This window comes from Dyadobacter sp. CY356 (genome assembly GCF_021440195.1).
In the GTDB taxonomy this organism is placed as follows: Bacteria; Bacteroidota; Bacteroidia; order Cytophagales; family Spirosomataceae; genus Dyadobacter.
Genome location: NZ_JAJTSZ010000003.1, coordinates 130571 through 152860, shown reverse-complemented (window position 1 = coordinate 152860; position 22290 = coordinate 130571). Strand labels below are relative to the sequence as shown.

Here is a 22290-nt window from a genome sequence, read left to right as displayed (position 1 = left end):
CCAAAATCAGGTTTAAGATGCAACAAGACTTTTGAAAGAATCATTTGGATTACGGTAAAAAATTGGTGATTTATGATTTTGATATAAAAATAAACATTTCAGTTATTTTAAAGTGTAATTTATACACTTATTATTTATTGTAATATCCGACAAATTCAACAATTTTGTATTTCTGATTTTAATCTGTTAATATTTATAATTTTTCTAATAAACCGACTAACCTTAAACAACCTATATGTATTTCCTGGGATTCGATTTAGGCAGCTCATCAATAAAGGCATGTCTCCTGCATGCAGATACCGGCCAGGTGATTGCCTCGGCTTTTTATCCTGAAAAAGAAATGGCAATTGCAGCACCAAAACCTGGTTTTGCTGAACAGCATCCAGAACAATGGTGGGAAAACGCATGTCTGGCTTCGAAGGCTGTAATGGAACAATCCGGAATTTCTCCTGACTATGTGGGAGCTATCGGAATATCCTATCAAATGCACGGTTTGGTTGTTGTGGATAAAGAATTGAACGTGTTGCGTCCATCAATTATCTGGTGCGACAGCCGTGCTGTTGAAATTGGAAATAAGGCTATGGAATCCATTGGCGAAAAAACTGTTTTGCCACATTTACTGAATTCTCCGGGTAATTTCACGGCCTCAAAACTGGGATGGGTAAAACAAAATGAACCTGAAGTATATGCCAAAGTTCATAAATTCATGCTTCCGGGAGATTACCTGGCAGCAAAGATGACCAGCGAAATTGTTACTACACCTTCGGGACTGTCGGAAGGAATTTTCTGGGATTTTAAAGAAGAAAAACCTGCTGATTTCCTTTTGGACTATTTTGGTTTTGATAAAAATTTGATTGCCAATGTTCTGCCAACATTTTCTGAACAAGGAAAATTAACAGCAGAATCAGCCTCTGCACTTGGTTTAAAGGCAGGCATTCCAATTACATACCGTGCAGGAGATCAGCCAAATAATGCATTTTCATTAAATGTTTTAGAACCAGGCGAAGTAGCAGCAACCGCAGGAACTTCCGGTGTTGTTTATGGCGTGAGTGACCAGATTAAATTTGATGAAAAATCCAGGGTCAATACTTTCCTGCACGTTAACCATACCATTGAAGCTCCTCGTTATGGCGTTTTGTTATGCGTGAATGGCACAGGAAGTTTGAATAGCTGGCTGAGAAATACATTATTGCAAGGCAATATTTCATATCCCGGAATAAACGATTTAGCCGGCCAGGCACCTGTTGGTTCTGATGGATTGATTTGTCTTCCTTTTGGGAATGGTGCGGAGCGAATGCTAGACAATCAGGATCCCGGAGCAAATTTCCAAGGAATACAATTCAGCCGTCATGGTTTAAGTCATTATACCCGTGCTGCCCAGGAAGGGATTGTTTTCGCGCTTTATTATGGTATGGAAGTGATGGAAACGCTTGGTGTATCATTGAAAAACATCAGAGCCGGCGAGGCAAATATGTTTTTAAGCCCTGTTTTCCGCGAAACTTTTGCGAATATTTCGGGCGCGACGGTAGAGCTTTTCAACACGGATGGTGCTCAGGGAGCGGCACGTGCAGCTGGCCTGGGTTTGGGTTATTACAAAAACCGTGATGAGGCTTTTACGGGTTTATCCGCCGTGCGCACCATTGAACCGGATGCGGCATTAACCGAAGAAACAAAAGAAGCTTATGGAAAATGGAAAGAAGCACTTCTTAAAGAAGTATAATCTCAGTATTCGTCGCTTCATCCGGGAATGCACATAATTGTCAATTACCGATTACTACGAATCCTTGCTCCGTCGGAGTTTCCTGATATTTCCAGGCGGCTCCAATGGAGCCATGATTTTTAAAAGCAAGTCTTTCTATAAACAGGAATCTCCCAAAGGAGATGTTTCTCGAAGATCACTTTACCCAATATAAAGCTGCTTTTGTTTTCTTTCAATATTAAGGTATTTATCGCTCCTTCGGAGCATCCTTTTTATAGCACTATTAATGAAATTTTCGAATCCTAACCAAAGGAGATGTTTCTCGAAGATCACTTTACCCGATATGAAGCTGCTTTTGTTTTCTTTCAATATTCAGGTATTTATCGCTCCTTCGGAGCGCCCTGTTTATAGCACTATTAATGAAATTTTCGAATCTTAACTCCATAGGAGTTTCCTAATATCTCCAGGAGGCTCCGATGGAGCCAGGATTTTTAAAAGCATGTCTTTTCTATAAACAGGAATCTCCTAAGGAGATGTTTCTAGTAAAGTCACTTTACCCAATATGAAGCTGCTTTTGTTTTCTTTCAATATTCAGGTATTTATCGCTCCTTCGGAGCGCCCTGTTTATAGCACTATTAATGAAATTTTCGAATCCTAACTCCATAGGAGTTTCCTAATATCTCCAGGAGGCGCCGATGGAGCCAGGATTTTTAAAAGCATGCCTTTTCTATAAACAGGAATCTCCTAAGGAGATATTTCTCGTAAAATCACTTTACCCAATATGAAGCTGCTTTTGTTTTCTTTCAATATTCAGGTATTTATCGCTCCTTCGGAGCATCCTGTTATTAGCACTATTAATGAAATTTTCGAATCCTAATCAAAGGAGATGTTTCTCGAAGATCACTTTGCCCAATATGAAGCTACTTTTGTTTTCTTTCCAATATTCAGGTATTTATCGCTCCTTCGGAGCGCCCTGTTTATAGTACTATTAATGAAATTTTCGAATCTTAACTCCATCAGAGTTTCCTAATATCTCCAGGAGGCTCCGATGGAGCCAGGATTTTTAAAAGCATGTCTTTTCTATAAACAGGAATCTCCTAAGGAGATATTTCTCATAAAATCACTTTGCCCAATATGAAGCTACTTTTGTTTTCTTTCCAATATTAAAGTATTTATCGCTCCTTCGGAGCGCCCTGTTTATAGTGCTATTAATGAAATTTTCGAATCTTAACTCCATCGGAGTTTCCTAATATCTCCAGGAGGCTCCGAAGGAGCCAGGATTTTTAAAAGCATGTCTTTTCTATAAACAGGAATCTCCTAAGGAGATATTTCTCGTAAAATCACTTTGCCCAATATGAAGCTGCTTTTGTTTTCTTTCAATATTCAGGTATTTATCGCTCCTTCGGAGCGCCCTGTTTATAGTGCTATTAATGAAATGTCATAATCCTAACTCCATAGGAGTTTCCTGATATTTCCACGAGCTCCGATAGAACCAGGATTTTTAAAAGCAAATCTTTCTATAAACAGGAATCTCCCAAAGGAGACATTTTTCCAAGATCATTCTTATAAGATTATTCCACACGCGAATAAAATATGAGCCATTTGAAAGTCTTAATCAAATATTGAATAAAACCAATTATTTATTTAATATTTCCGTTAAATAATCCTTCTTTTTCATACTTTCGGTTCAATAGTAATTTTTACGCTATACACACCTTTACTATGAATGGAAATTTTTACGCAAAACAGCTTTTGCTGTTAATCGTCTTCTTTCTTGCGCCTGTGCTTACTTTCGGGCAAATTTATTCCAATACCTTTACAGGGGCTTCTGCCTGTCCAACACCTGGTAATGTTGCCACACCAATTTCTGGTGTAACCGGGACTGCACTTACAAGAAGCATAACAACTTGCACGGCGTTTTCCAACGCTTTCAACTCTACCACACTTAATAATACGGCAACAATTAATAACAACTCATATATTGAATTTTCAGTTACGGCGGACGCTGGTTCACAACTGAATGTTACTTCGCTAAGTTTTTTCCGGCAAGGAAGTGCCACGGCTCCTAACCAGCTTGAAATTCGTTACAGTACCGATGGCTTTGCTACCTCGACCGCCTGGGGAGCGGCTCCTTTGACAGTTACATCACCCGGCGCTACAACAACCTGGAATTTTGATGATTTTACCGTGGCAAGCGGTGTCAAATTAACTTTCAGAATTTATCCTTACGGTACCCAAAGAGCTGATTTAGGTACTGCCAGAGCATCAGCCAGAGGAAGTTTCCGGCTGGATAATGTCACACTTAACGGAACTGTAATTTCTGCTATGCCTGTCAAGCTAAGTTTTTTTGAAGGGACATTTGAAAACAATACGGTTTTATTAAAATGGGAGACCACCCAGGAAGATCAGAATGAAGGTTTTGAAGTACAGAGAAGTATTGACGCTATTATTTTCAATAAAGTTGGATATGTTGAAGGTAATGGTACTACCCGACTAAAATCCGTTTACGAATTCTCGGATACCGGTATAAAATCCGGACAGACATTTTATTACCGTCTCAAACAAATTGATCTGGATGGAAGTTATGAGTATTCAAGAATTATTGATTTTAAATCAGTCTCCGGGATGGAAAAACTTTATGTTTACCCCAATCCAACAACAGGCATTTTTGAAATAAAATTGACAGACTTCAAAAACCCTGAAATCAGATTATTTGACCAAACCGGAAGAGAGGTCCCAATAAAAATAACTAAAAGCGAAAATCCGGATTCCTATCAAATCACTATTCAAGGCACTCAAACACCCGGAATTTTCGAGTTAAAAATAAATGATAAGCAAAGTAATTCCAGGTCAAAATCTGTAAAAATATCAGTAATTAATTAAAAAAGGTATTTTCCAATAAACCCTTAATAAAGCTCCGAACCTCTTAATTGAGTTAGGAGCTTTCTTTTTGTATCAAAACCATCGTCATATTCCTGTGAATCCGGCGAGTAATTCAAAAATTGGATTGCTATTTTTAAAATTAGGGTATTTTTGCAACCTGATCCAACCAACACCACCGAATGAAAAAAGTTAGTTTAAGTGATTCCGGCCCAAAAGTATCCGAAGCAATTTATGGCTTCTGGCGATGGAAAGATGAAGGTGCAGAAACAACAGCCGCCATTGAAAGGACAATTAACTTGTGTTTGGAACTTGGCATAAACACATTTGATCATGCCGACATTTACGGCGATTTCACCGTGGAAGAACATTTTGGTAAAGTAATCAAAACAAAATCCTTTAAGAGAGAAGACATTGTTCTTTTTAGCAAATGCGGTATCAGAAAGTCGGATAATGGAGATTTTAAATATTATGACACTTCAAAAGAACATATTATCAACAGTGTAAACGGTTCTTTAAAAAGATTGAATACGGATTACCTTGATATTTTCCTTTTACAGCACAGCGATTTCCTGGCTGATCCGGAAGAAACTGCCGGCGCACTTGCAGAAGTAGTAAAATCCGGGAAAGTGAAACATATTGGAGTAGCCAATTTTTCTGTTTTCCAGCACCAGCTTCTGGCTTCCTATCTAAGAATCCCAATTGTTACGAATCATATTGAATTAAATTTAATGAACACGACGGCTATCGAAGACGGCCGGATTGATTTTATCAAACAATGTTTTAGTAAACCATTGGCATGGGCACCTTTGGCAGGCGGCCGAATTTTAGATGGAACCGATGAGAAAGCGGTGGCTCTAAGAGCAAAACTTGAAGAAATTGGTAAAAAATATAACGCTAATATTGAACAAACGGCTGTTGCCTGGCTAATGAAACTGGGTACTCTACCGATTATCGGTTCTTTATCCGAAACAAGAATCAGAAATGCGGCAAGTGCCTCAGATATTCAATTAACAAATCAGGATTGGTACGCGCTTTATCAGGTCGTAAATCCTTTCTTATAAATAATAAGTTTTTCCTCAAAAGCCAGTAATGTTCTCGAAACGTAACTGGCTTTTTTATTTTATATCGGTACAAAAATTTTTCTGTACAAATGTGACTTATAGAGCTCTAATCCGTATAAATACGGAAAAGCGAAAGCTTTAAACCTCGATTATAAAACCACATAAGACAACATGAAGAAAATATTGATTATCGCCGCTCTGTTTGCATTCTCTTCCGCATCTTTCGCGCAGGATTCTGATTCAACAAAAACGCAGAAAGCTGTTGCAGCTACAAAATCAAAAGCTAAAAAAGTTGGTGCTGTGATTAAGAAAGATGCAAAAGTTGTTGGTGAAGGCGTAAAAACCGGAGCTGAGAAAGTAGGCGAAGGTGCTGAAAAAGCATACGATGGCACTAAAAAAGTAGCAAAGAAAGTAGGAAACGGAGTGAAAGAAGGAGTGAAAAAATTGTAAGATTTCTTTCTGTGACATAATTAAAAAACCTGCTTTCCGGCAGGTTTTTTAATTTCAAAGCAAGCATTTAGGTTTTATTTTTTGCTTAAAACAATACTCCACTTATTGCCACTAAACACATTATACTTTTCTGAAAAGCTACCCATATTTATTCCCAGAGAAAAATTAAGTAAGCTGTTGAAATAGCCCACATCGTTTCCTTCGGTCACTTCTCCAAAAGTATTGACAAATTTGACAGTCCCTTCGTAGACCTTTTTATCAGCATTGAAAACCTGTACTTTGATATTATCGCCAACTTTGACACCCAATTGGCCGAAAAGCTTTTTATCAATATCAGTCCACACATTTCCGTATTGAATATCCAGAATGGGTATTGTCCCCTTAACTACCCCGTTTCCGAATGACGGTTTTGTGTATGGAATCGAAACAATCTGATTAGGAAGTTTTGGCCCGACCTGATCGTAGGTAATGGTTTTGGAAGCAAGTCTTGCGCCGGTAAACGCGTATACATCACGGCCGTGAAAAGTATAGGATTCGTTTGAATTTTTACGCCGGTTTTTCACTTCATCAATTTCACGAACTTCCTGAATGCCCATTTGTTCGGCAACCAGGGTCAGAGTTCCGTTGTCGGGCGTAACAAAATAGTGTCCAGACTTAGTAAGCAGAACCACCGACTTCCTTTCTGTCCCAACACCCGGATCACAAACGGAAACAAAAACAGTTCCGGCAGGCCAGTAAGGTGCGGTTTGAACCAACCGATAAGATGCTTCCCAGATATTATATGCCGGGATTTCATGTGTTACATCAAATAATTTAAGGTCCGCGGAAACGCCCATGGCTACGCCTTTCATAGCAGAAACGGCGCCATCTTTCAGTCCAAAATCAGATTGAAAAACGAGTATATTATTTTGAGCAACAGAAGTAAAAGAGATCAGCATCAGCATAATGGACGCAACTGAAAACTTTGATTTCATGGATTGATTTACTAGGCAAACTGAGGTCATATTTATATCAGAATAATTCAAAATTATCAGTTACTTTCCCGAATTTGAAGATACAATACGCTTTCGTAAAGTCATAAATTTAACAGATTATCTCGTCAGGCTATTAAAGATCGCTGTTTGGCATAGCTTTTTACCCATATTTCATAATTACTTTACTCACTTCAATTTAACAAAATATTCATGGCAGTTATTGGAGAACTGATTAAAAAGGCGATTGACCTGACAGGTTATATAAAGAGCGAACCGGATCCGGTGAAAGAGCAGCGGGAAATTCTTCAAATGCTGCTTGAAAAGGCAAGATTAACCGCGTTCGGAAAAGCATATAAATTTAAGGAAATTCTGGAAAGTGACAACATCGTTGCCGCATTTCAGCAACTTGTCCCGGTTCATGATTATGACAAAATGAATGCAGACTGGTGGCATTATTTACTTGAAGGCCATCAAAATGTAACCTGGCCTGGAGGACAGAAATATTTTGCACTGAGCAGCGGCACAACAAGTAATAGTAAACACATTCCCGTTACAGACGATATGCTGGACGCTATTAAAAAAAGCGGAACGCATGAAATCATGAACCTGAGTGCATTTAATCTGCCTGCCGAATTTTTCGAAAAACAGATTTTAATGTTGGGCAGCAGTACCAATCTGATCGAAAAAGATGATCATCTGGAAGGCGAAATTAGCGGTATCAGTGCCAGCAATATTCCGGGTTGGTTTAGTGGATATTACAAACCTGGCCGTGAAATTGCTGATATCAAAGATTGGGACGAACGTGTAAAAGCCATTGCCGAGCAAGCACCAGACTGGGATATAGGCTGTTTGTCAGGAATTCCTGCATGGATTGAACTGATGCTTAAAGAAATTATCAAAAAGCATAACTTAAAAAATATCCATGAAATCTGGCCGAATCTTCAGGTATATACCACAGGCGGCGTTGCGTTTGAACCTTACCGGAAAAGTCTCGAAAAATTATTTGCGCATCCGCTAATTTACATTGATACCTATCTGGCTTCCGAAGGTTTTATTGCGATACAAAACCGCCCTGAAACTTCTTCAATGGCCTTATTAACAAATAGTGGAATTTTCTTCGAGTTTGTGCCTATGGAAGGTGACAATATTGACGATGACGGTTTGGTAAAACCGAATGCAGAAATCGTTGCTCTGGAAGACGCGGCAGAAGATGTAAATTACTGTCTGCTGATCTCGACCGTTTCCGGTGCCTGGCGTTATATGATTGGCGATACGGTGATGTTAACCGACAAAGCAAGGGCGGAAATTAAAATTACCGGAAGAACAAAACATTATCTCAACGTAGTGGGCGAACAGCTTTCTGTAAACCAGATGAACGGTGCTTTACGCGTTCTGGAAAAAGAATATGATTTGGTTATGACCGAATTTATTGCCGCGGCGATTCATAAAAATGAAGAATTTATTCTCAAATGGTATATCAGTTCAGACAAATTTCCGGACTTCAACAAAGTTGCAGAATCGTTGGATAATGCCTTGCAGATCAGCAATAAAAACTATAAAGTTGCCCGTGGAAAAGCACTGAAAGGCATTGAAGTTGTGCTAATTTCTGACACACTTTTCCATAAATGGAGCGAAGAAACCAAGAAACTGGGTGGACAAGTTAAAATCCCGCGGGTAATGAAAGAGGAAGACTTCTTAGAATTTGAAGCTTATATAAATCAACATTTATAAAGTTGCTCTTTGCACTTCCAGTAATCTCACTTGCTCGACTATATCATCAGGAGAAAGATATAGCCGGGCAATTTTTTGTTTATACTTTTCTGGTAATTCGGCATGATTCAGGATGAAATTTTTGGTTTGGATAATATATGCGCCCAAGCCATGTGTCACGGCAAAGGTATCCGCCACTTTTTCTGCCTGCTGAATGTATTTTGTTGAAAACAAATACCCAAACCCAAACCGAATCATCCCAAAAATATTACGGTTATGATAATCCATAATGTGTCCTAACTCATGCCCTACCCAGCCAATCAGAATATCTGCCGGAATCTGGTGAATAGGTATTGCTGTATGGGTCAATTTAAACAAGGCACTGATATTGATTTGATAACCACGGTTTTTCCTGACCGAAAACATCGTTCCGATTTTAGGCTGCGCCTGCATAACCGATTTTTTTATATTTTGTTTGAATACAAAATCAATCGGTACATTCTGCAATTCCGGGTAAAATGAAAGTGCGTGCAAAATCTCGTTTTCAATCACTTTCGGAATTTTTTTATTCTCCCGGAAACGGATAAATTCTTCCGGGTTAAATTGATCCTGGTCAGCCATATATTCTGCTACGTTAAATAAGTTAATTGCAGGTAGCAAAAACCGATCCAAATCAATCCTTTAAGGTTTTTACGTCTACTTTTCTAAGAATTTCTTTTTTGTCAAATAATAATCTCCAAAGCGCAAATGATGGCGTTTTATCAGCTAAACAGGTTTTACAAATTGTAAGATCTGCCGGAACGTTATAGACAACTGTGGTGTCATTAATTGGCTGAACATTGTCGCTTAATGATGACGCATTACTTTTCGCGCTAAATAAATATGCTTCCAAAAGCTCGATTTCTTTCTTATCAAGTTTTACATTTTTAGTATCATCCGGGCCGAGCAAAGATATTTTCACACCATATTTTTTTTCCAAAGCACCGATAATCGGGATCTCTGAGGGATTTTTGCAAAGTTCAGCACCCTTTTCCGGATTTTTAGTCAGAGCTTCTTCCAGTGATTTCTGAGCAAGTTTTGAGATTTTCTTTCCCCATTCATCAACGGTGTAAATGAGCTGTGTATTGGTGACACGAACAATTTTTGATGCTTTTATTTCATTAGACAATTCCTTCGTATTCTCAACACGCGTATTGTTGCAGCCAGACAAAAGCAATCCAAAAGCCAGAAAATATAGGATACGGTTCATTTTTTATTTTTAAAATGGTAAACGGGTAGAAAGTTTCAAAAGCAGATTTCAATCAGCAATATTCAGCGATTTCCTATGCTTATTCTTCAACGTTAAATACAACTTTGTAATTCAAAACAGACAACGAACGTACGAAAAACATTCTTCAACCTAAAATGCGTATCTTTGTCGCCCGAATATGCAATGCCAAAAGACATTAACGCGATATGCAAGATAAATTAGAAGCCATAAAAGAACGTTTCGAAGAAGTTTCGCAACAAATTATACAGCCTGAAATCGTTTCCGATTCTACGAAATATTCCAAGTTAAGTAAGGAATACAAAGATTTGGGAAAGATTGTTGAACAATATGCAATTTACCAAAAACTTCAAAAGGATATTGCAGGGACAAAAGATATGATCGTCAACGAAAAAGACGAAGAGCTGCGCCAAATGGCAAAAGAAGAATTAGACGAATTACTTCCAAAAATGGAAGAAATGGATCTGATCATCAAAGAATTACTGATTCCAAAAGATCCAAACGACAGCCGTAATATCATTCTTGAAGTAAGAGGTGGAACCGGTGGCGATGAAGCGGCAATTTTTGCCGGAGATATTTTCCGCATGTATCAGCGTTTCTTCGAAAAAATGGGATGGAGATCTTCCATCATGGATTTTACAGAAGGAACAAACGGAGGTTATAAAGAGATTATCTGTAAGGTTGAAGGTGACGATGTTTATGGTAAAATGAAATTTGAATCGGGTGTTCACCGCGTTCAGCGCGTGCCGCAAACGGAATCCCAGGGCAGAATTCATACCTCAGCTGCGTCGGTGGCCGTTTTGCCGGAAGCAGAAGAAGTGGATGTTCAGATCAATATGAATGACGTCCGTATCGACACTTTCATGTCGTCAGGTGCTGGTGGACAGTCCGTTAACACAACTTATTCCGCTGTTCGTTTGACACACATTCCTTCGGGGCTGGTTGTCAGCTGTCAGGATGAACGTTCACAGTTGAAAAATAAAGACAAGGCGCTGGGAGTTTTGCGTTCACGTTTATATGAGATTAAATTGAAAGAACATAATGATGCTGTCAGTTCTCAACGTAAATCGATGGTTGGTAGCGGGGACAGATCTGACAAAATCAGAACATACAATTATCCACAAAGCCGGATTACGGACCACCGTATCGGTTATACTGTTTACAATTTGCCGGCTGTTATGGAAGGTGATATCGGAGAATTTATTGAACGCCTGCGTATTGCTGAAAATGCAGAAAGAATGCAGGAAGGCGAAACGATTTAAGCTCGGATGTTTAGCTCCATAGGAGCTTCCTGTTTATAGCAATAGCATTTGTTCCGCAAAATTCTGGCTCCTTCGGAGCCTCCTGTGAATATTCGTTGAATTATTGGCCCAAACAGGAAAGAAGCAGATTACAGGCGACCCCGAAGGAGTCTGGATTCCGTCACGACTATTAGCTTCTATAAACAGGACATCCCTATGGGATGGATTCGCCGACTCGATTGACAAGAAAAACGATAAAGGCTTAAAAATGAATTGTTATCATTTTTAAGCCTTTATCGTTTCTAACCAGGTTATTTACTTGTATAAAGCTGCTTATAAGTCTTCGCTTTATAATCTTCAAAAGATTCTTTCTTATTATAATTATCTCCAAAAAAAGTAATCACTTCATGAAATTCTTTTGCCTTCATATATCCCGACAGAGGCTGAATCATCTGAAATTTGTCGTCTAAAAACACCGTTGTTGGGAAACTCGGCTGATTATTCGTGAGTGCCAGGGCTATCTGATGAATACCTTTTTGCCCTTCCGCAATAAATTCAAATTTTTGACTACCCAGCGTTATTGATTCTTTTTGTTCGGCATTCAGTTTTACTGCATAATATTTTTTGTTGATGTAATCAACGACCTCGGCATTTTTATATGTATCCCGATCCATCACCTTACACCAGCCACACCAGTCTGTGTAGACATCTACCAATACCTTGCGAGGTTCCTTCTGGATTTTTACATAGGCTTCCTCAATGGTAATCCACTGAATTTCCTGTGATTTTTTCATTTCATCGTCTGTCTGAAAGCTCGTTAACGCAATAAGCACAGCGATAAAAAAGACTATTGTATATGGTGATCGTTTCATAATTTTCTGATATCCAATTTTTCTAACACAATTTTCGGGCAAATAATTTTTTTCTGAATTAATATCAGTCAATTTTATAATTGAATTCTACCATTACACATTCTTGTCGAACAGGCTATCTTTCTGGTTAGCATAAAAAGTATTCAATCATGAAAGTAAACAAAGTTATTCCGCTTATCCGAATATTTGATGAAGCAAAAGCAATTGAGTTTTATGTCAACTGGCTCGGTTTTACCATCGATTGGACGCATCAGTTCGACGCCAACGCTCCACTTTATTTACAGATATCAAAGGAAGGAATTGTTTTACATCTCACAGAACATCACGGGGATTGTACGCCGGGAAGCAAGGTTTTTATAGACTGTGTCGGTTTGACAGCGTACCATGCCGAATTAATTGAGAAAAATTACCGGTTTAACCGACCAGGATTGGAAGAAGCACCCTGGGATGCCATTACTATGGAAGTCATTGATCCGTTTGGAAATAAATTACTATTCAACGAGGCGAAAGATTAACTGTTCTCCGCCACGAATATTCAATAAATTATTGGTGTATCTGTGGCAAGTTTAAGTGCTCGTTTTGTCTTTTGAAAAGGAAACAAGTAATCCCCCGCCAATAATCATTGCCATTCCTAAGAACGTGGCAATGGTTGGAATAGCTTCTCCCATCAAAAACCCAAACACCAGAGCAAAAAGAATATTGGAATATCCAACTGCTGCAATACGTCCTGCTTTGCCAAAGGTGAAGGATTGTGTCATCATGATTTGCCCGATCATCGCGGTTATTCCAATAGCAAGAAATCCAAGCCAATGCTGCCAGGTGGCCGGCCATTTGAAAGTTCCTATCAGGAAATCAAGATGGTCATTTGGAAAATAGGTACCGATCATGATTGAAAAAATTGGCAGAACAATGCCGCTCAACATAAAGGAAAGTACGATAGCACGGGTGTCATAAACCTGCCCAAGCTGGCGAATGGCCAGATATGCCACAGCAGTTAATAAGGCATTGCCCAAACCAATTACATGATTTCTCACCGACATGGAAAGATCAGGACGGAAAACGAAAAGAATTCCGGCAAAGCCCAGCAATATTGCAATCCATTCCGTGAGATTTAATTTTTCACCCAGAAAAAGCCAGGAAAGAAATGCCAGAAAAATCGGATAAGTATATTGATAGGTCGAAGCGCGGCTTAACCCGAGATTCTGAATGGCGTAAAAAAGCAGATATAACGAAAGTGTCCCGACCACGCCTCGAAAAATAAGTAAGCCCAGGCGGCCACCTTTTTGTTTTAAAGGTCGCTTTAAAATGCTTGTACCGATAAACAATACACCAATAATATTCCGAAAGAAAACCAGCTGCACAATATGAAAATCCCGGCTCAGCCATTTGGAAATAGCCGACATCAGCGCAAAGAAAAAAGATGCGCCCAGCATCAGCAGGACACCTCTTTGAGGAGCAGTTAGTGAAAAACGATTCGTGGTGGCGGGTAACAAAATGTCATAATTTTAAGTAAAGATAACGCATCCGATTGTAAGGAAAGCTCCGTTTTTGAAAAACGATTACGTCCTGCCCGCATAATTTCCTTAACTTTACAATGTTTTTGGTGCCAGGCGTTGAATCAAATCAACAGGATGGCTTAATAGGGAATCCCGCGAAAAACGGGAGCTGTCCCCGCAACTGTAAGTCTTACAAAAAACTGATCTCATCTGCATAACCACTGTGAAAACGGGAAGGTACAGGATCAGCAAGACAAGCCAGGAGACCTGCCAGAAATATTCAGCGTTTTGATTTTCGGAGGAAAAATCATTTAATCGTTTTGTATGATGATCTTGAAGTTTTACGGTGCGTAGCGGGCAAAATCGCTTTTATCTACTGCTTTTGATTCTGTTGGTTCATGCCTTTGGAAATCAATTAATGGCACAAAAGGATTCAATCCACTTGAATCCGGTAACGGTTTATGGCTATGCGCCCGAACGTTTTATGAGCGGGTTGAAAGTTCAGAAAATTGATTCTGCTGCTTTGGAACAATTTCGTTTCCGGAATATCACGGATCTGCTTTCATTAAATACACCAATCATTATAAAAAATTATGGTCCGGGACAACTCGCAACGGTTGCGTTTCGGGGAACATCAGCCAACCATACAGCTGTACTTTGGAATGGCCTGAACATAAATTTGCCAACCTTGGGACAAACTGATTTTTCAACAATTCCGGTCGCAGGATTTGATCAGTTATCAGTTCAATATGGTTCTTCTGCTAGTATTGTTGGTACTGATGCCGTTGGCGGAAGTATTTTATTGGGGAGCACTATGCCCCAGGCTGGTTTACAAATTATGATCGGAAGACAGCAGGAAAGTTTCCGCAATAGTCAAATGCAGGCAACAATTAAGTACGGAACCAGTCTTTCAAATAAATGGATAATTGCCGGGAAAACGGCGGCGTATGATAGTCGTATGAATAATCACTATCCATACACCGAACGCAATAAGAAAATAATGATACCATCGGAAACCTTCCAGAAAGGAATTGTTCAGGATTTATATTTCACCAAAAATAAACATCAATTATCCGCTCATTTTTGGCTGACAGATAATCAACTTACCAATAATCCTGAAATTTTTACAGGCAGAGAGTTTACAGGAATAAAATCTTACCGCTCAATGCTGCGTTATCAGGTTGAAAACTGGACAGTCAGAACTTCCTGGATCCGGGATATTCTTAATCACGCATCAGGTGATTATTCAAAATTAGATCATGCAGTCACTGATAGAATTGGTGCCAGGATTGAGCGTGCGTTTGAATGGAAATTTACAAATCTGGGCAATATTCAAATACAGGCAGGGGGAGAATTTACGCACTACATAACGCATTTTACCGATTATGAAAAACCCGTTACCACAGAGAATCGTGAAGATTTGTTTCTCCTGACACGCTGGCAGGCAACTTCAAAATTTTTGGTTTCCGTCAATCTGCGCCAGGCTTTTGTCACAGGCTTTAATCCACCGTTCACACCTTCATTGGGTGCTGAATATCAGCTGATTCAGACTAATGTTAAGTCGTTAAAAATCAGAAGTTCAATTGGAAGAAGTTACCGCGTCCCTACCTTGAATGAGCGATATTGGAAAAGTCTGGGGAATCCGGATATTCGCCCGGAAGATGGTTTTAATAAAGAAGTCGGTTTGGAAGGAAAACACATTTCTAACAATATAAATGCATTTACGGCCAGCGTTACAGCTTATCATAACCGTATCAACAACTGGATTTACTGGAATCCTTCGAGAAATTTCCATGTAGAAAATCTTCAACTGGTTGTTGCAAGAGGAATTGAAACACAAATTGGCTGGAAAGGGAATTGGACAATTTGGAAGGCTGGTAGTAATCTGAATTATGCTTTTACAAAAAGTACACAAGAAAAAGTATATGATGCTTATGCATCTGATAAAGTTGGGAAGCAATTATCACATATTCCTTTACATTCCGGAAATATTAATTTGTTCGTTCAATATAAACAAATTCGATTCACGAATCAGTTACAGTGTGTGTCAAAACGGTATACTTTGGACGACCATGCACAATTTTCGCAAGGATATATTCTGGAAAATTTCCTGGCTGAGACAACATTTAATTGGCATGGAACCGCCGCATCGTTACAGGGCAGGGTAAATAATATTAACAATTCTTTTTATCAATCCATTAATGGAAATCCCATGCCCGGACGTAGTTTTGCCCTTAGTTTATTGATTTCTTTAAAAACTGACAATCATACTTTATAAATCAGCATCAACAACACCAATAATAATTTTAAACGAATACTTAATTAAAAAACAATGAAAAAACAATTATTCAGAATTCTGACAATCACTTCTATATCAACAGTTTTATGGTCTTGTAACCAGAGCGATCCGGTTCCAAAAGGTACTTATGTTCAGGGTGTTTTTGTAATCAATGAAGGTAACTTTTCGCAAAATAATGGTATGGTTTCCTATTTTGCACGTGAAAGCAAAACTGCTGACGCCGATGTTTTTTCTTTGGTAAACGGGAATGCACTTGCCGGTGGAATCCAGGGTTATGACATCGCCGGAGATCACGGATTGATCCTTGTTGACAACTCTGCTGCCGGACAGGATAAAATTCAAATTGTAAATGCCAATACTTTTGTATCCGAAGCTACAATAAATGCTGACATTGAAAATCCCCGTGACGTGGTAGCCGTAACAAATGAAAAAGCATATGTTACTTGCTGGAATACATTGAATTCAGATTATACTTATCCGGTTGGTTATGTTGCTGTTGTAGATTTGACGACTAACAAGGTAATCAAGAAAATCAGTACAGATAAGGGCCCTGAAAAAATGATTTTCTCGAAAGACAAAGTTTTTGTTGGTGGTTACGAATACGGGGCCGGTAACAAGCTTACGGTTATCAGCACTTCCTCGGATGCAGTTTTAAGCAGCATTACTTTCAAATCTGCCCCAAACCCAATCGGAGTTGATGCAAACGGGAAATTATGGGTACAGGCAGGAATCGAATTATTTCGCTTGAACACCGAAACTTTTGCTATTGAAACGACCTTGAAAATAGGAACGGATACCAGTAAAACACCAGGTAATTTTGCAATGGCTCCGGATCTTTCAACGATCTATTTTGTTCTTTCTTATTCAGATGCAAATTATGTTAACCACGGTGCAACATATAAATTCTCAATCACAGATACACAGGTTAACGTAACAACTCCTTTTGTAAACAGAATCTTTACTGGTCTGGCAGTTGATCCTACACAAGGATTGGTTTATGCTGCCGTTACACCTTCTTATTCACAATCTGGTTATGCCGTTCGTTATCGCGGAGATGGTTCTTTGGTTGATTCGGTTAAAGTGGGCGTGGCTCCTACCGGATTTTTCTTCAAGCAACTTTAATTCAAATCAATAAAATAATTTGATCAAAAAAATAAGTCAACCTGAAAAGGATGACTTATTTTTTTGTCTGCTCTAAATCAGATTTCTAAATAACTTCTTACTTAAAAAACCCTAACGGATCAGGCATTTTTGCTTTTAAAAGCTCAACAAATTCAATATTTAACTGACTAAAATCCAGTGACCGGCCTTTGTGAAGACGCTCCCAGGATTTCTCCGGTTCGTTTCTGTTGTAGTATACCAGTGCAAGATTATACTGGCCCAAAGCATAAGTTGAATCCAGCGCAACCGCTTCTTCCAACAACTTATTCGCCTCATCCAGGTCTTCCTGCTGTTTGTTCATCGCATAAAGTTTCAGATCAACTGTAGAAAGATCAACCAGCAAAGGAACATTGTTCGATTGAAGATTCACGCCTTTACTCAACATACGTTTTGCATCTACCCAGTTTTCTCTCTGGTAACATACTACACCAAGTCCCCAATAAGCTTCAACATTTTTGTCGTTCAACAAATTAGCAAGATTGAAACGATAGCATGCTGTATCCAAAGATCCTTCCTGTAAATATTCCCAGGCGCGGGCAGAAAAAAAGCTGCTGGCCTCCGGTCTGCTTGAAAATGATTTATCGCAATCACTTAAAAATTTTATTTCTTCATCAATCTGCTGAGAAGTTTTGCTTTCCTCCCCAAATAAAGGAACGACACGTCTTTCTTTTAATTCCAGCGGCCTTCTTTGTGAAATATTGGTATCAGAACCAGGTGCCGCACTCGCCAGATGTTTTTCCTGGGCAAGCCCGAGAACAGGTATTAAAAGAGCAAACCAAATAACAACGGATTCTTTCATAAATTAAAAATAGAGAAACAGGCTTTTCTATTGTCCAAGTTAAACGGAATTATTGGATATCGTATTGTATTCTTATCGTTTACTTCGCTTTGTAGCTGTCTTTCTACGACCCGTATCTTTGGCCTTAGAAGTAGTTTTAGCCTTGAACAAGTGTGCGTTCTTTTTCTCATGAAATGCACCCAGAAACGTCGGATCCTCTTTTCTTTTCTGATTATCAATTTCGCGAAGCATCATCTGGCGCTCATCAACCGGCGTTTTTGCGATTTCAAGATCTTCCGGCAATTCCTGACGTGGAATTTCCATCCGAATCATTTTTTCTATTTTTGCAATGTGATATTCATCGGCAATTGTCATGAAAGTAATCGCTTGTCCAAGCATATTTGCCCTTCCTGTCCGCCCGATTCTATGGACATAATCCTCGTAAATCAAAGGAACGTCAAAGTTGATTACGTGGCTTACTTCGGTGATATCAATTCCCCTCGCCACAACATCCGTCGCCACCATTACCCGCACAGATCCTTCCTTAAAAGCATCCATTGCATTCGTCCGGGTGTTTTGCCCTTTATTGGCATGTATAACACGGAGCTCATTTTCTTTTACAACCCCATTGAGAAGATAACTGTGAACCTGTCCGGCCACTTCACGACTTCGCGTAAAAATCAGTACACGCTTAAAAAATTCTTCGTCTTTCAATAAACTGGAAAGCAGATTAATCTTTGTCCGGAAATTGGGCAGTTCGTAAAGTACCTGCGTAACTCTTTCAGCCGTTGTTGCCTGCGGTGTTACTTCTATTCGGGTAGGATATTCGAGAAACTCAAAAGACAGCTTTTCAACCTTATCCGAAAAAGTGGCCGAAAAAAGCATATTCTGGCGTTTGCGGGGGAGGATTTCAAGAAAACGACGGATCTGCGGCATAAAACCCATATCCATCATTTTATCAGCTTCATCTAAAATCATGACGTTGATATGCTTCACAACAATTTCCTCCTGTAAATACAGATCCATAAACCGTCCTGGTGTAGCAACGATTATATCCACGCCTTTCCGGATCGCATCGATCTGCGATTTCGGGCCGACACCGCCAAAAAGGACGACGGTGCGAATGTCAGTATATTTGCTCAACTCGGTAACAGCCTCTGCTATTTGCATAGCCAGCTCACGTGTTGGAGCTAAAATCAAAGCGCGGGGATCCTGTCCCTGTGCGTATTTGATACGCATCAGCAAAGGTAAAGTGTAAGCAGCGGTTTTGCCGGTACCTGTCTGGGCAATGCCCAATATATCCTGTCCGGCTAGTGCTAAAGGTATTGCCTGTTCCTGAATGGGTGTGGGCTCCGTGTAGCCTGCTTCTTCAATTGCATTGAGTAATTGACGGTTAAGCTTAAATAGCTCAAATTTATTTTGCGTAGTTTGCATCGCGCAAAGGTACGAAAACAAAAATCAGGTTCCATGTTTTAAGCCTTTATAGCTTCATCAACCATCGTAGAAGAACCGACATAAATGGGAGAACGCTGATGAAAATCAGAAGGAACAATGTCCAGAATATCACAAAAGCCATCGCTTGCCCTGGCTCCGGATTTCTCTGCAATAAATGCCAGCGGATAACATTCATACAGCAAACGCAGCTTCCCTTTTGAATCTTTTATAGTAGAAGGATACAAATAAATACCGCCTTTCAACAAATTCCGGTGAAAATCCCCGACCAGAGAACCTATATACCTGGCACTGTAACTTTTTAATTTACAATTTGTTATATAACTTTTTATTGATTCAGGATAACTGTTATAATTCCCTTCATTGACAGAATAAATCTTCCCATCGGAAGGAGAAATTATATTTTTGTGTGATAAAATAAATTCGCCCAGTGACTGATCATACGTGAAGCCATTTACGCCATCACCTGTTGAATAAACAAGCATGGTTGACGAACCATAAAGAATATAACCGGCAGCGATCTGTTTTCTTCCACCTTGTAAAAAATCATTAATATTGGCCGGCGAATTTATCGGTGTAATCCGTCTGTAAATAGAAAAAATTGTACCGATTGAAACATTTACATCAATGTTCGACGAACCATCCAGCGGATCCATCGCCACTACATATTTGCCATGATTGTTGCCGGTATGAATAATATCCTCGTCTTCCTCTGAAAGAATCGCGCAAACTTCTCCTCCGTTTTTTAAAGCTCTTATAAAACGGATATTAGCAATGATATCCAGTTTTTGCTGATTTTCACCCTGCACATTTTCCGTACCGTTTGCACCTGTCACGTCAATTAACCCTGCCTGGTTAACCTCCCGGTTTATGATTTTTCCTGCCAAAGCAATATCTCTTAACAACTGTGAAAGTTCTCCGGTTGCATATGGAAAAGCACTTTGTGAATGCATAATAAACCGATCCAGCGTAACACCTACCGGCAAAGCCAGTTCCTGTGTAGTTTTTGATTCAGAAACACCCATATTTTGAATTTTCAACAAGTTGTGAGATGTGAAAAGCAGTATGATTTGATCAAATGTCAGACTCTTTTTGGACAATTCAGCACGATCCCAACTATATTTTAAAAGTAGAAAATTAACTATATACGTTGTTCAGGGTAAGTAGTTTATATTATCGTCTGGCTCATTTGAATATAAAAAGTTAAATGATTTTCTTTCCAGCTTCCGTTCCGAGACTAAAAATGAATTCCATCTAAAATGTTTAGTTTGTAATCTCAATCAATCGATTCCTAAACTAGATAGATATGTACCTACTGCTACTCACTTTCATTTCAACCTTTTCTCCGGCCTTTTTAGAAAATTTTTCTAAAAAGGAAAAATCTGTTACCCTGCAAGATAGCAGCATTCACATCCCAATCGGTGGAAATTCCTGGATTCAAAATGGAAAAACAGAAAAGATAGGTGAAACAGGATTGTCGAATTGGACAAATCTGGGATCAATTCTCCAAACTTATGTACGTTTGTCAAAAACCGGGCTAATCAATATTTCATTAAAAGCCTCTAATGAAACAGGAAAAAGTAGAATTAGCATTTTGGCCGCAGGTAAATCAAAAGAAATTGAGTTATCTGGTATCGAAAAAATTTATGATCTCGGATCTTTCGAAATTAATCAGGCCGGATATTTACAAATTAGTGTTCAGGGAATTTCAAAGTCGGGAAAAGAATTTGGAAAATTGGGTGAATGGATTTTAAATGGTACTCCCATCAATGAAAAAACTACTTTCGTAAAAGACAATTCAGACAATTTTTTCTATTGGGGAAGACGTGGTCCTTCGGTCCATCTTAATTATCCTATCCCTGCCGAGGAAAATATTGAATGGTTTTACAATGAAGTAACCGCTCCAGAAAAACAGGATGTGATCGGTTCTTATTTTATGGCTAATGGCTTTGGTGAAGGCTACTTTGGGATGCAGGTAAACGCTTCAACAGAACGCAGAATTCTCTTTTCAGTATGGAGCCCATTTCACACAGATGATCCGAAATCAATTCCAGAAGACAAACAGATTGTGATGTTGAAAAAAGGGAATGATGTATATACCGGAGAATTTGGGAATGAAGGCTCAGGCGGACAAAGTTATCTGAAGTTCAACTGGAAGGCTGGAAATACTTACAAATTTTTATTGCAGGGTAAACCTTCAGGTGATAGTACTACTACTTACACAGCCTATTTTTTTGCTCCCGAAATCGCAGAATGGAAATTAATAGCAAGTTTTAAAAGACCAAAAACGCAGACTTATTTAAAAAAACTTCATTCTTTTTTGGAAAATTTTATTCCGGAAACCGGAGATCAGACGCGTAAACTTTATTTTGGAAATCAATGGATCAGAAATTCCTCCGGCAAATGGACAGAACTTAATCAGGCAAAATTCTCAGCAGACGCAACAGCCAGGAAAGGTTACCGAATGGATTATGCTGGCGGAAAAGAACAGAATTATTTCTATTTGAAAAACTGTGGATTCTTTAATGAATTTACAACGATTGGAGATTTGTTTATTCGTGAATCTGGTGGAAAAGCACCGGAAATTAATTTTGAAAATCTGCCTTAACTATGTAAGAATGGAGATTTAATTTGATTTACCTATGTCACCCTTTCAGGGTTTGCATTAAAGCTATATCCATCATTTCTATAATAATGTCATCCTTTCAGGATTGTTTGACGGAGGTATTCACAGATGAAATTATGTCATTTTTTATAATAATGTCACCCTTCCTGGATTGTTCGACCGAGGTATTCCCAGATGAAATTATGTCATTTTTTATAATAATGTCATCCTTTCAGGATTGTTCGACGGAGATATTCACAGATCAAATTATGTCATTTTTTATAATAATGTCACCTTTCAGGATTGCTCGACAGAGATATTCACAGATCAAATTATGTCATT

The 22290-nt window shown here is 38.9% G+C and carries 18 protein-coding genes and 1 riboswitch; of the genes, 10 read left to right on the top strand and 8 right to left on the bottom strand.

The genetic code is table 11. The features are described from left to right. Positions 1-235: 235 nt before the first annotated feature. From LXL81_RS12490 to LXL81_RS12475, 4 genes are all read left to right on the top strand, one after another. Positions 236-1720: a xylulokinase gene (locus tag LXL81_RS12490; protein WP_234647124.1), complete on the top strand. Its 1485-nt coding sequence runs from the start codon at positions 236-238 to the stop codon at positions 1718-1720. A 1701-nt stretch (positions 1721-3421) separates the two neighbouring features. Continuing rightward, a complete protein-coding gene (locus tag LXL81_RS12485; RefSeq protein ID WP_234647123.1) occupies positions 3422-4582 on the top strand; it encodes a T9SS type A sorting domain-containing protein in 1161 nt (386 codons plus the stop codon). A 179-nt stretch (positions 4583-4761) separates the two neighbouring features. After that, positions 4762-5643 carry an aldo/keto reductase family oxidoreductase gene (locus LXL81_RS12480; protein WP_234647122.1) on the top strand — a complete coding sequence of 294 codons (882 nt, stop codon included), beginning with the start codon at positions 4762-4764 and terminating at the stop codon, positions 5641-5643. A 171-nt stretch (positions 5644-5814) separates the two neighbouring features. After that, positions 5815-6093, top strand: coding sequence for a hypothetical protein (locus LXL81_RS12475; RefSeq protein WP_234647121.1), 279 nt, complete (start codon positions 5815-5817; stop codon positions 6091-6093). A 74-nt stretch (positions 6094-6167) separates the two neighbouring features. Here LXL81_RS12475 and LXL81_RS12470 read toward each other — a convergent pair whose 3' ends face one another. Further along, positions 6168-7067: an S-adenosyl-l-methionine hydroxide adenosyltransferase family protein gene (locus tag LXL81_RS12470; protein ID WP_234647120.1), complete on the bottom strand. Its 900-nt coding sequence runs from the start codon at positions 7065-7067 to the stop codon at positions 6168-6170. 210 nt (positions 7068-7277) lie between these two features. On the opposite strand from LXL81_RS12470, the gene LXL81_RS12465 reads away from it, so the two are divergent. Further along, on the top strand, positions 7278-8798 hold the full coding sequence (locus LXL81_RS12465) for a GH3 auxin-responsive promoter family protein (RefSeq protein WP_234647119.1): 1521 nt from the start codon (positions 7278-7280) through the stop codon (positions 8796-8798). On the opposite strand, the gene LXL81_RS12460 is transcribed toward LXL81_RS12465, so the two are convergent. After that, complete coding sequence (locus LXL81_RS12460) at positions 8793-9398, bottom strand: hypothetical protein (protein WP_234647118.1); 606 nt, start codon at positions 9396-9398, stop codon at positions 8793-8795. The genes LXL81_RS12465 and LXL81_RS12460 overlap by 6 nt on opposite strands. A gap of 52 nt (positions 9399-9450) precedes the next feature. After that, positions 9451-10026 (bottom strand): hypothetical protein, encoded by a 576-nt coding sequence (locus LXL81_RS12455; RefSeq protein ID WP_234647117.1) that lies wholly within the window; start codon positions 10024-10026, stop codon positions 9451-9453. A 206-nt stretch (positions 10027-10232) separates the two neighbouring features. On the opposite strand from LXL81_RS12455, the gene prfA reads away from it, so the two are divergent. Next, a complete protein-coding gene (gene prfA / locus LXL81_RS12450; RefSeq protein WP_234647116.1) occupies positions 10233-11306 on the top strand; it encodes a peptide chain release factor 1 in 1074 nt (357 codons plus the stop codon). 290 nt (positions 11307-11596) lie between these two features. On the opposite strand, the gene LXL81_RS12445 is transcribed toward prfA, so the two are convergent. Next, the gene (locus LXL81_RS12445) at positions 11597-12157 is read right to left on the bottom strand and encodes a DUF255 domain-containing protein (protein ID WP_234647115.1); all 561 of its coding nucleotides are present in this window, start codon (positions 12155-12157) and stop codon (positions 11597-11599) included. A gap of 149 nt (positions 12158-12306) precedes the next feature. Here LXL81_RS12445 and LXL81_RS12440 point away from each other — a divergent pair, with 149 nt between their 5' ends. Continuing rightward, entirely contained in the window at positions 12307-12672 is a 366-nt protein-coding gene (locus LXL81_RS12440) for a glyoxalase superfamily protein (protein WP_234647114.1), read from the top strand. Between the two features lie 51 nt (positions 12673-12723). Here LXL81_RS12440 and LXL81_RS12435 read toward each other — a convergent pair whose 3' ends face one another. Next, complete coding sequence (locus tag LXL81_RS12435) at positions 12724-13650, bottom strand: DMT family transporter (RefSeq protein WP_234647113.1); 927 nt, start codon at positions 13648-13650, stop codon at positions 12724-12726. Positions 13651-13741: 91 nt separating this feature from the next. Next, positions 13742-13943, top strand: a riboswitch (cobalamin riboswitch). Positions 13944-14071: 128 nt separating this feature from the next. On the opposite strand from LXL81_RS12435, the gene LXL81_RS12430 reads away from it, so the two are divergent. Together LXL81_RS12430 and LXL81_RS12425 are read left to right on the top strand one after the other, a co-directional pair. Beyond that, positions 14072-15931: a TonB-dependent siderophore receptor gene (locus tag LXL81_RS12430; protein ID WP_234647112.1), complete on the top strand. Its 1860-nt coding sequence runs from the start codon at positions 14072-14074 to the stop codon at positions 15929-15931. A gap of 54 nt (positions 15932-15985) precedes the next feature. Next, a complete protein-coding gene (locus LXL81_RS12425; protein WP_234647111.1) occupies positions 15986-17074 on the top strand; it encodes a YncE family protein in 1089 nt (362 codons plus the stop codon). Positions 17075-17171: 97 nt separating this feature from the next. Here LXL81_RS12425 and LXL81_RS12420 read toward each other — a convergent pair whose 3' ends face one another. The 3 genes from LXL81_RS12420 to fbp all read right to left on the bottom strand — a co-directional run bounded on the left by LXL81_RS12420 (position 17172) and on the right by fbp (position 20368). After that, entirely contained in the window at positions 17172-17912 is a 741-nt protein-coding gene (locus LXL81_RS12420; RefSeq protein WP_234647110.1) for a M48 family metallopeptidase, read from the bottom strand. A gap of 72 nt (positions 17913-17984) precedes the next feature. Further along, entirely contained in the window at positions 17985-19325 is a 1341-nt protein-coding gene (locus LXL81_RS12415) for a DEAD/DEAH box helicase (protein WP_234647109.1), read from the bottom strand. A gap of 38 nt (positions 19326-19363) precedes the next feature. Then, positions 19364-20368 (bottom strand): class 1 fructose-bisphosphatase, encoded by a 1005-nt coding sequence (gene fbp, locus LXL81_RS12410; protein WP_234647108.1) that lies wholly within the window; start codon positions 20366-20368, stop codon positions 19364-19366. Between the two features lie 281 nt (positions 20369-20649). Between fbp and LXL81_RS12405 the strand changes: the two genes are divergently transcribed. Next, complete coding sequence (locus LXL81_RS12405) at positions 20650-21951, top strand: DUF3472 domain-containing protein (RefSeq protein WP_234647107.1); 1302 nt, start codon at positions 20650-20652, stop codon at positions 21949-21951. Positions 21952-22290: the final 339 nt, after the last annotated feature.

Excerpts from the sequence above, each read along its gene's own strand:
- LXL81_RS12480 (WP_234647122.1), top strand. The coding sequence starts at position 4,762 with ATGAAAAAAGTTAGTTTAAGTGATTCCGGCCCAAAAGTATCCGAAGCA.
- LXL81_RS12445 (WP_234647115.1), bottom strand. The coding sequence starts at position 12,157 with ATGAAACGATCACCATATACAATAGTCTTTTTTATCGCTGTGCTTATT.
- LXL81_RS12455 (WP_234647117.1), bottom strand. The coding sequence starts at position 10,026 with ATGAACCGTATCCTATATTTTCTGGCTTTTGGATTGCTTTTGTCTGGC.
- LXL81_RS12405 (WP_234647107.1), top strand. The coding sequence starts at position 20,650 with ATGTACCTACTGCTACTCACTTTCATTTCAACCTTTTCTCCGGCCTTT.
- fbp (WP_234647108.1), bottom strand. The coding sequence starts at position 20,368 with ATGGGTGTTTCTGAATCAAAAACTACACAGGAACTGGCTTTGCCGGTA.
- LXL81_RS12465 (WP_234647119.1), top strand. The coding sequence starts at position 7,278 with ATGGCAGTTATTGGAGAACTGATTAAAAAGGCGATTGACCTGACAGGT.
- LXL81_RS12425 (WP_234647111.1), top strand. The coding sequence starts at position 15,986 with ATGAAAAAACAATTATTCAGAATTCTGACAATCACTTCTATATCAACA.
- LXL81_RS12420 (WP_234647110.1), bottom strand. The coding sequence starts at position 17,912 with ATGAAAGAATCCGTTGTTATTTGGTTTGCTCTTTTAATACCTGTTCTC.
- LXL81_RS12440 (WP_234647114.1), top strand. The coding sequence starts at position 12,307 with ATGAAAGTAAACAAAGTTATTCCGCTTATCCGAATATTTGATGAAGCA.
- LXL81_RS12430 (WP_234647112.1), top strand. The coding sequence starts at position 14,072 with ATGGCACAAAAGGATTCAATCCACTTGAATCCGGTAACGGTTTATGGC.
- LXL81_RS12460 (WP_234647118.1), bottom strand. The coding sequence starts at position 9,398 with ATGGCTGACCAGGATCAATTTAACCCGGAAGAATTTATCCGTTTCCGG.
- LXL81_RS12485 (WP_234647123.1), top strand. The coding sequence starts at position 3,422 with ATGAATGGAAATTTTTACGCAAAACAGCTTTTGCTGTTAATCGTCTTC.
- LXL81_RS12475 (WP_234647121.1), top strand. The coding sequence starts at position 5,815 with ATGAAGAAAATATTGATTATCGCCGCTCTGTTTGCATTCTCTTCCGCA.
- LXL81_RS12470 (WP_234647120.1), bottom strand. The coding sequence starts at position 7,067 with ATGAAATCAAAGTTTTCAGTTGCGTCCATTATGCTGATGCTGATCTCT.
- LXL81_RS12415 (WP_234647109.1), bottom strand. The coding sequence starts at position 19,325 with ATGCAAACTACGCAAAATAAATTTGAGCTATTTAAGCTTAACCGTCAA.
- prfA (WP_234647116.1), top strand. The coding sequence starts at position 10,233 with ATGCAAGATAAATTAGAAGCCATAAAAGAACGTTTCGAAGAAGTTTCG.
- LXL81_RS12490 (WP_234647124.1), top strand. The coding sequence starts at position 236 with ATGTATTTCCTGGGATTCGATTTAGGCAGCTCATCAATAAAGGCATGT.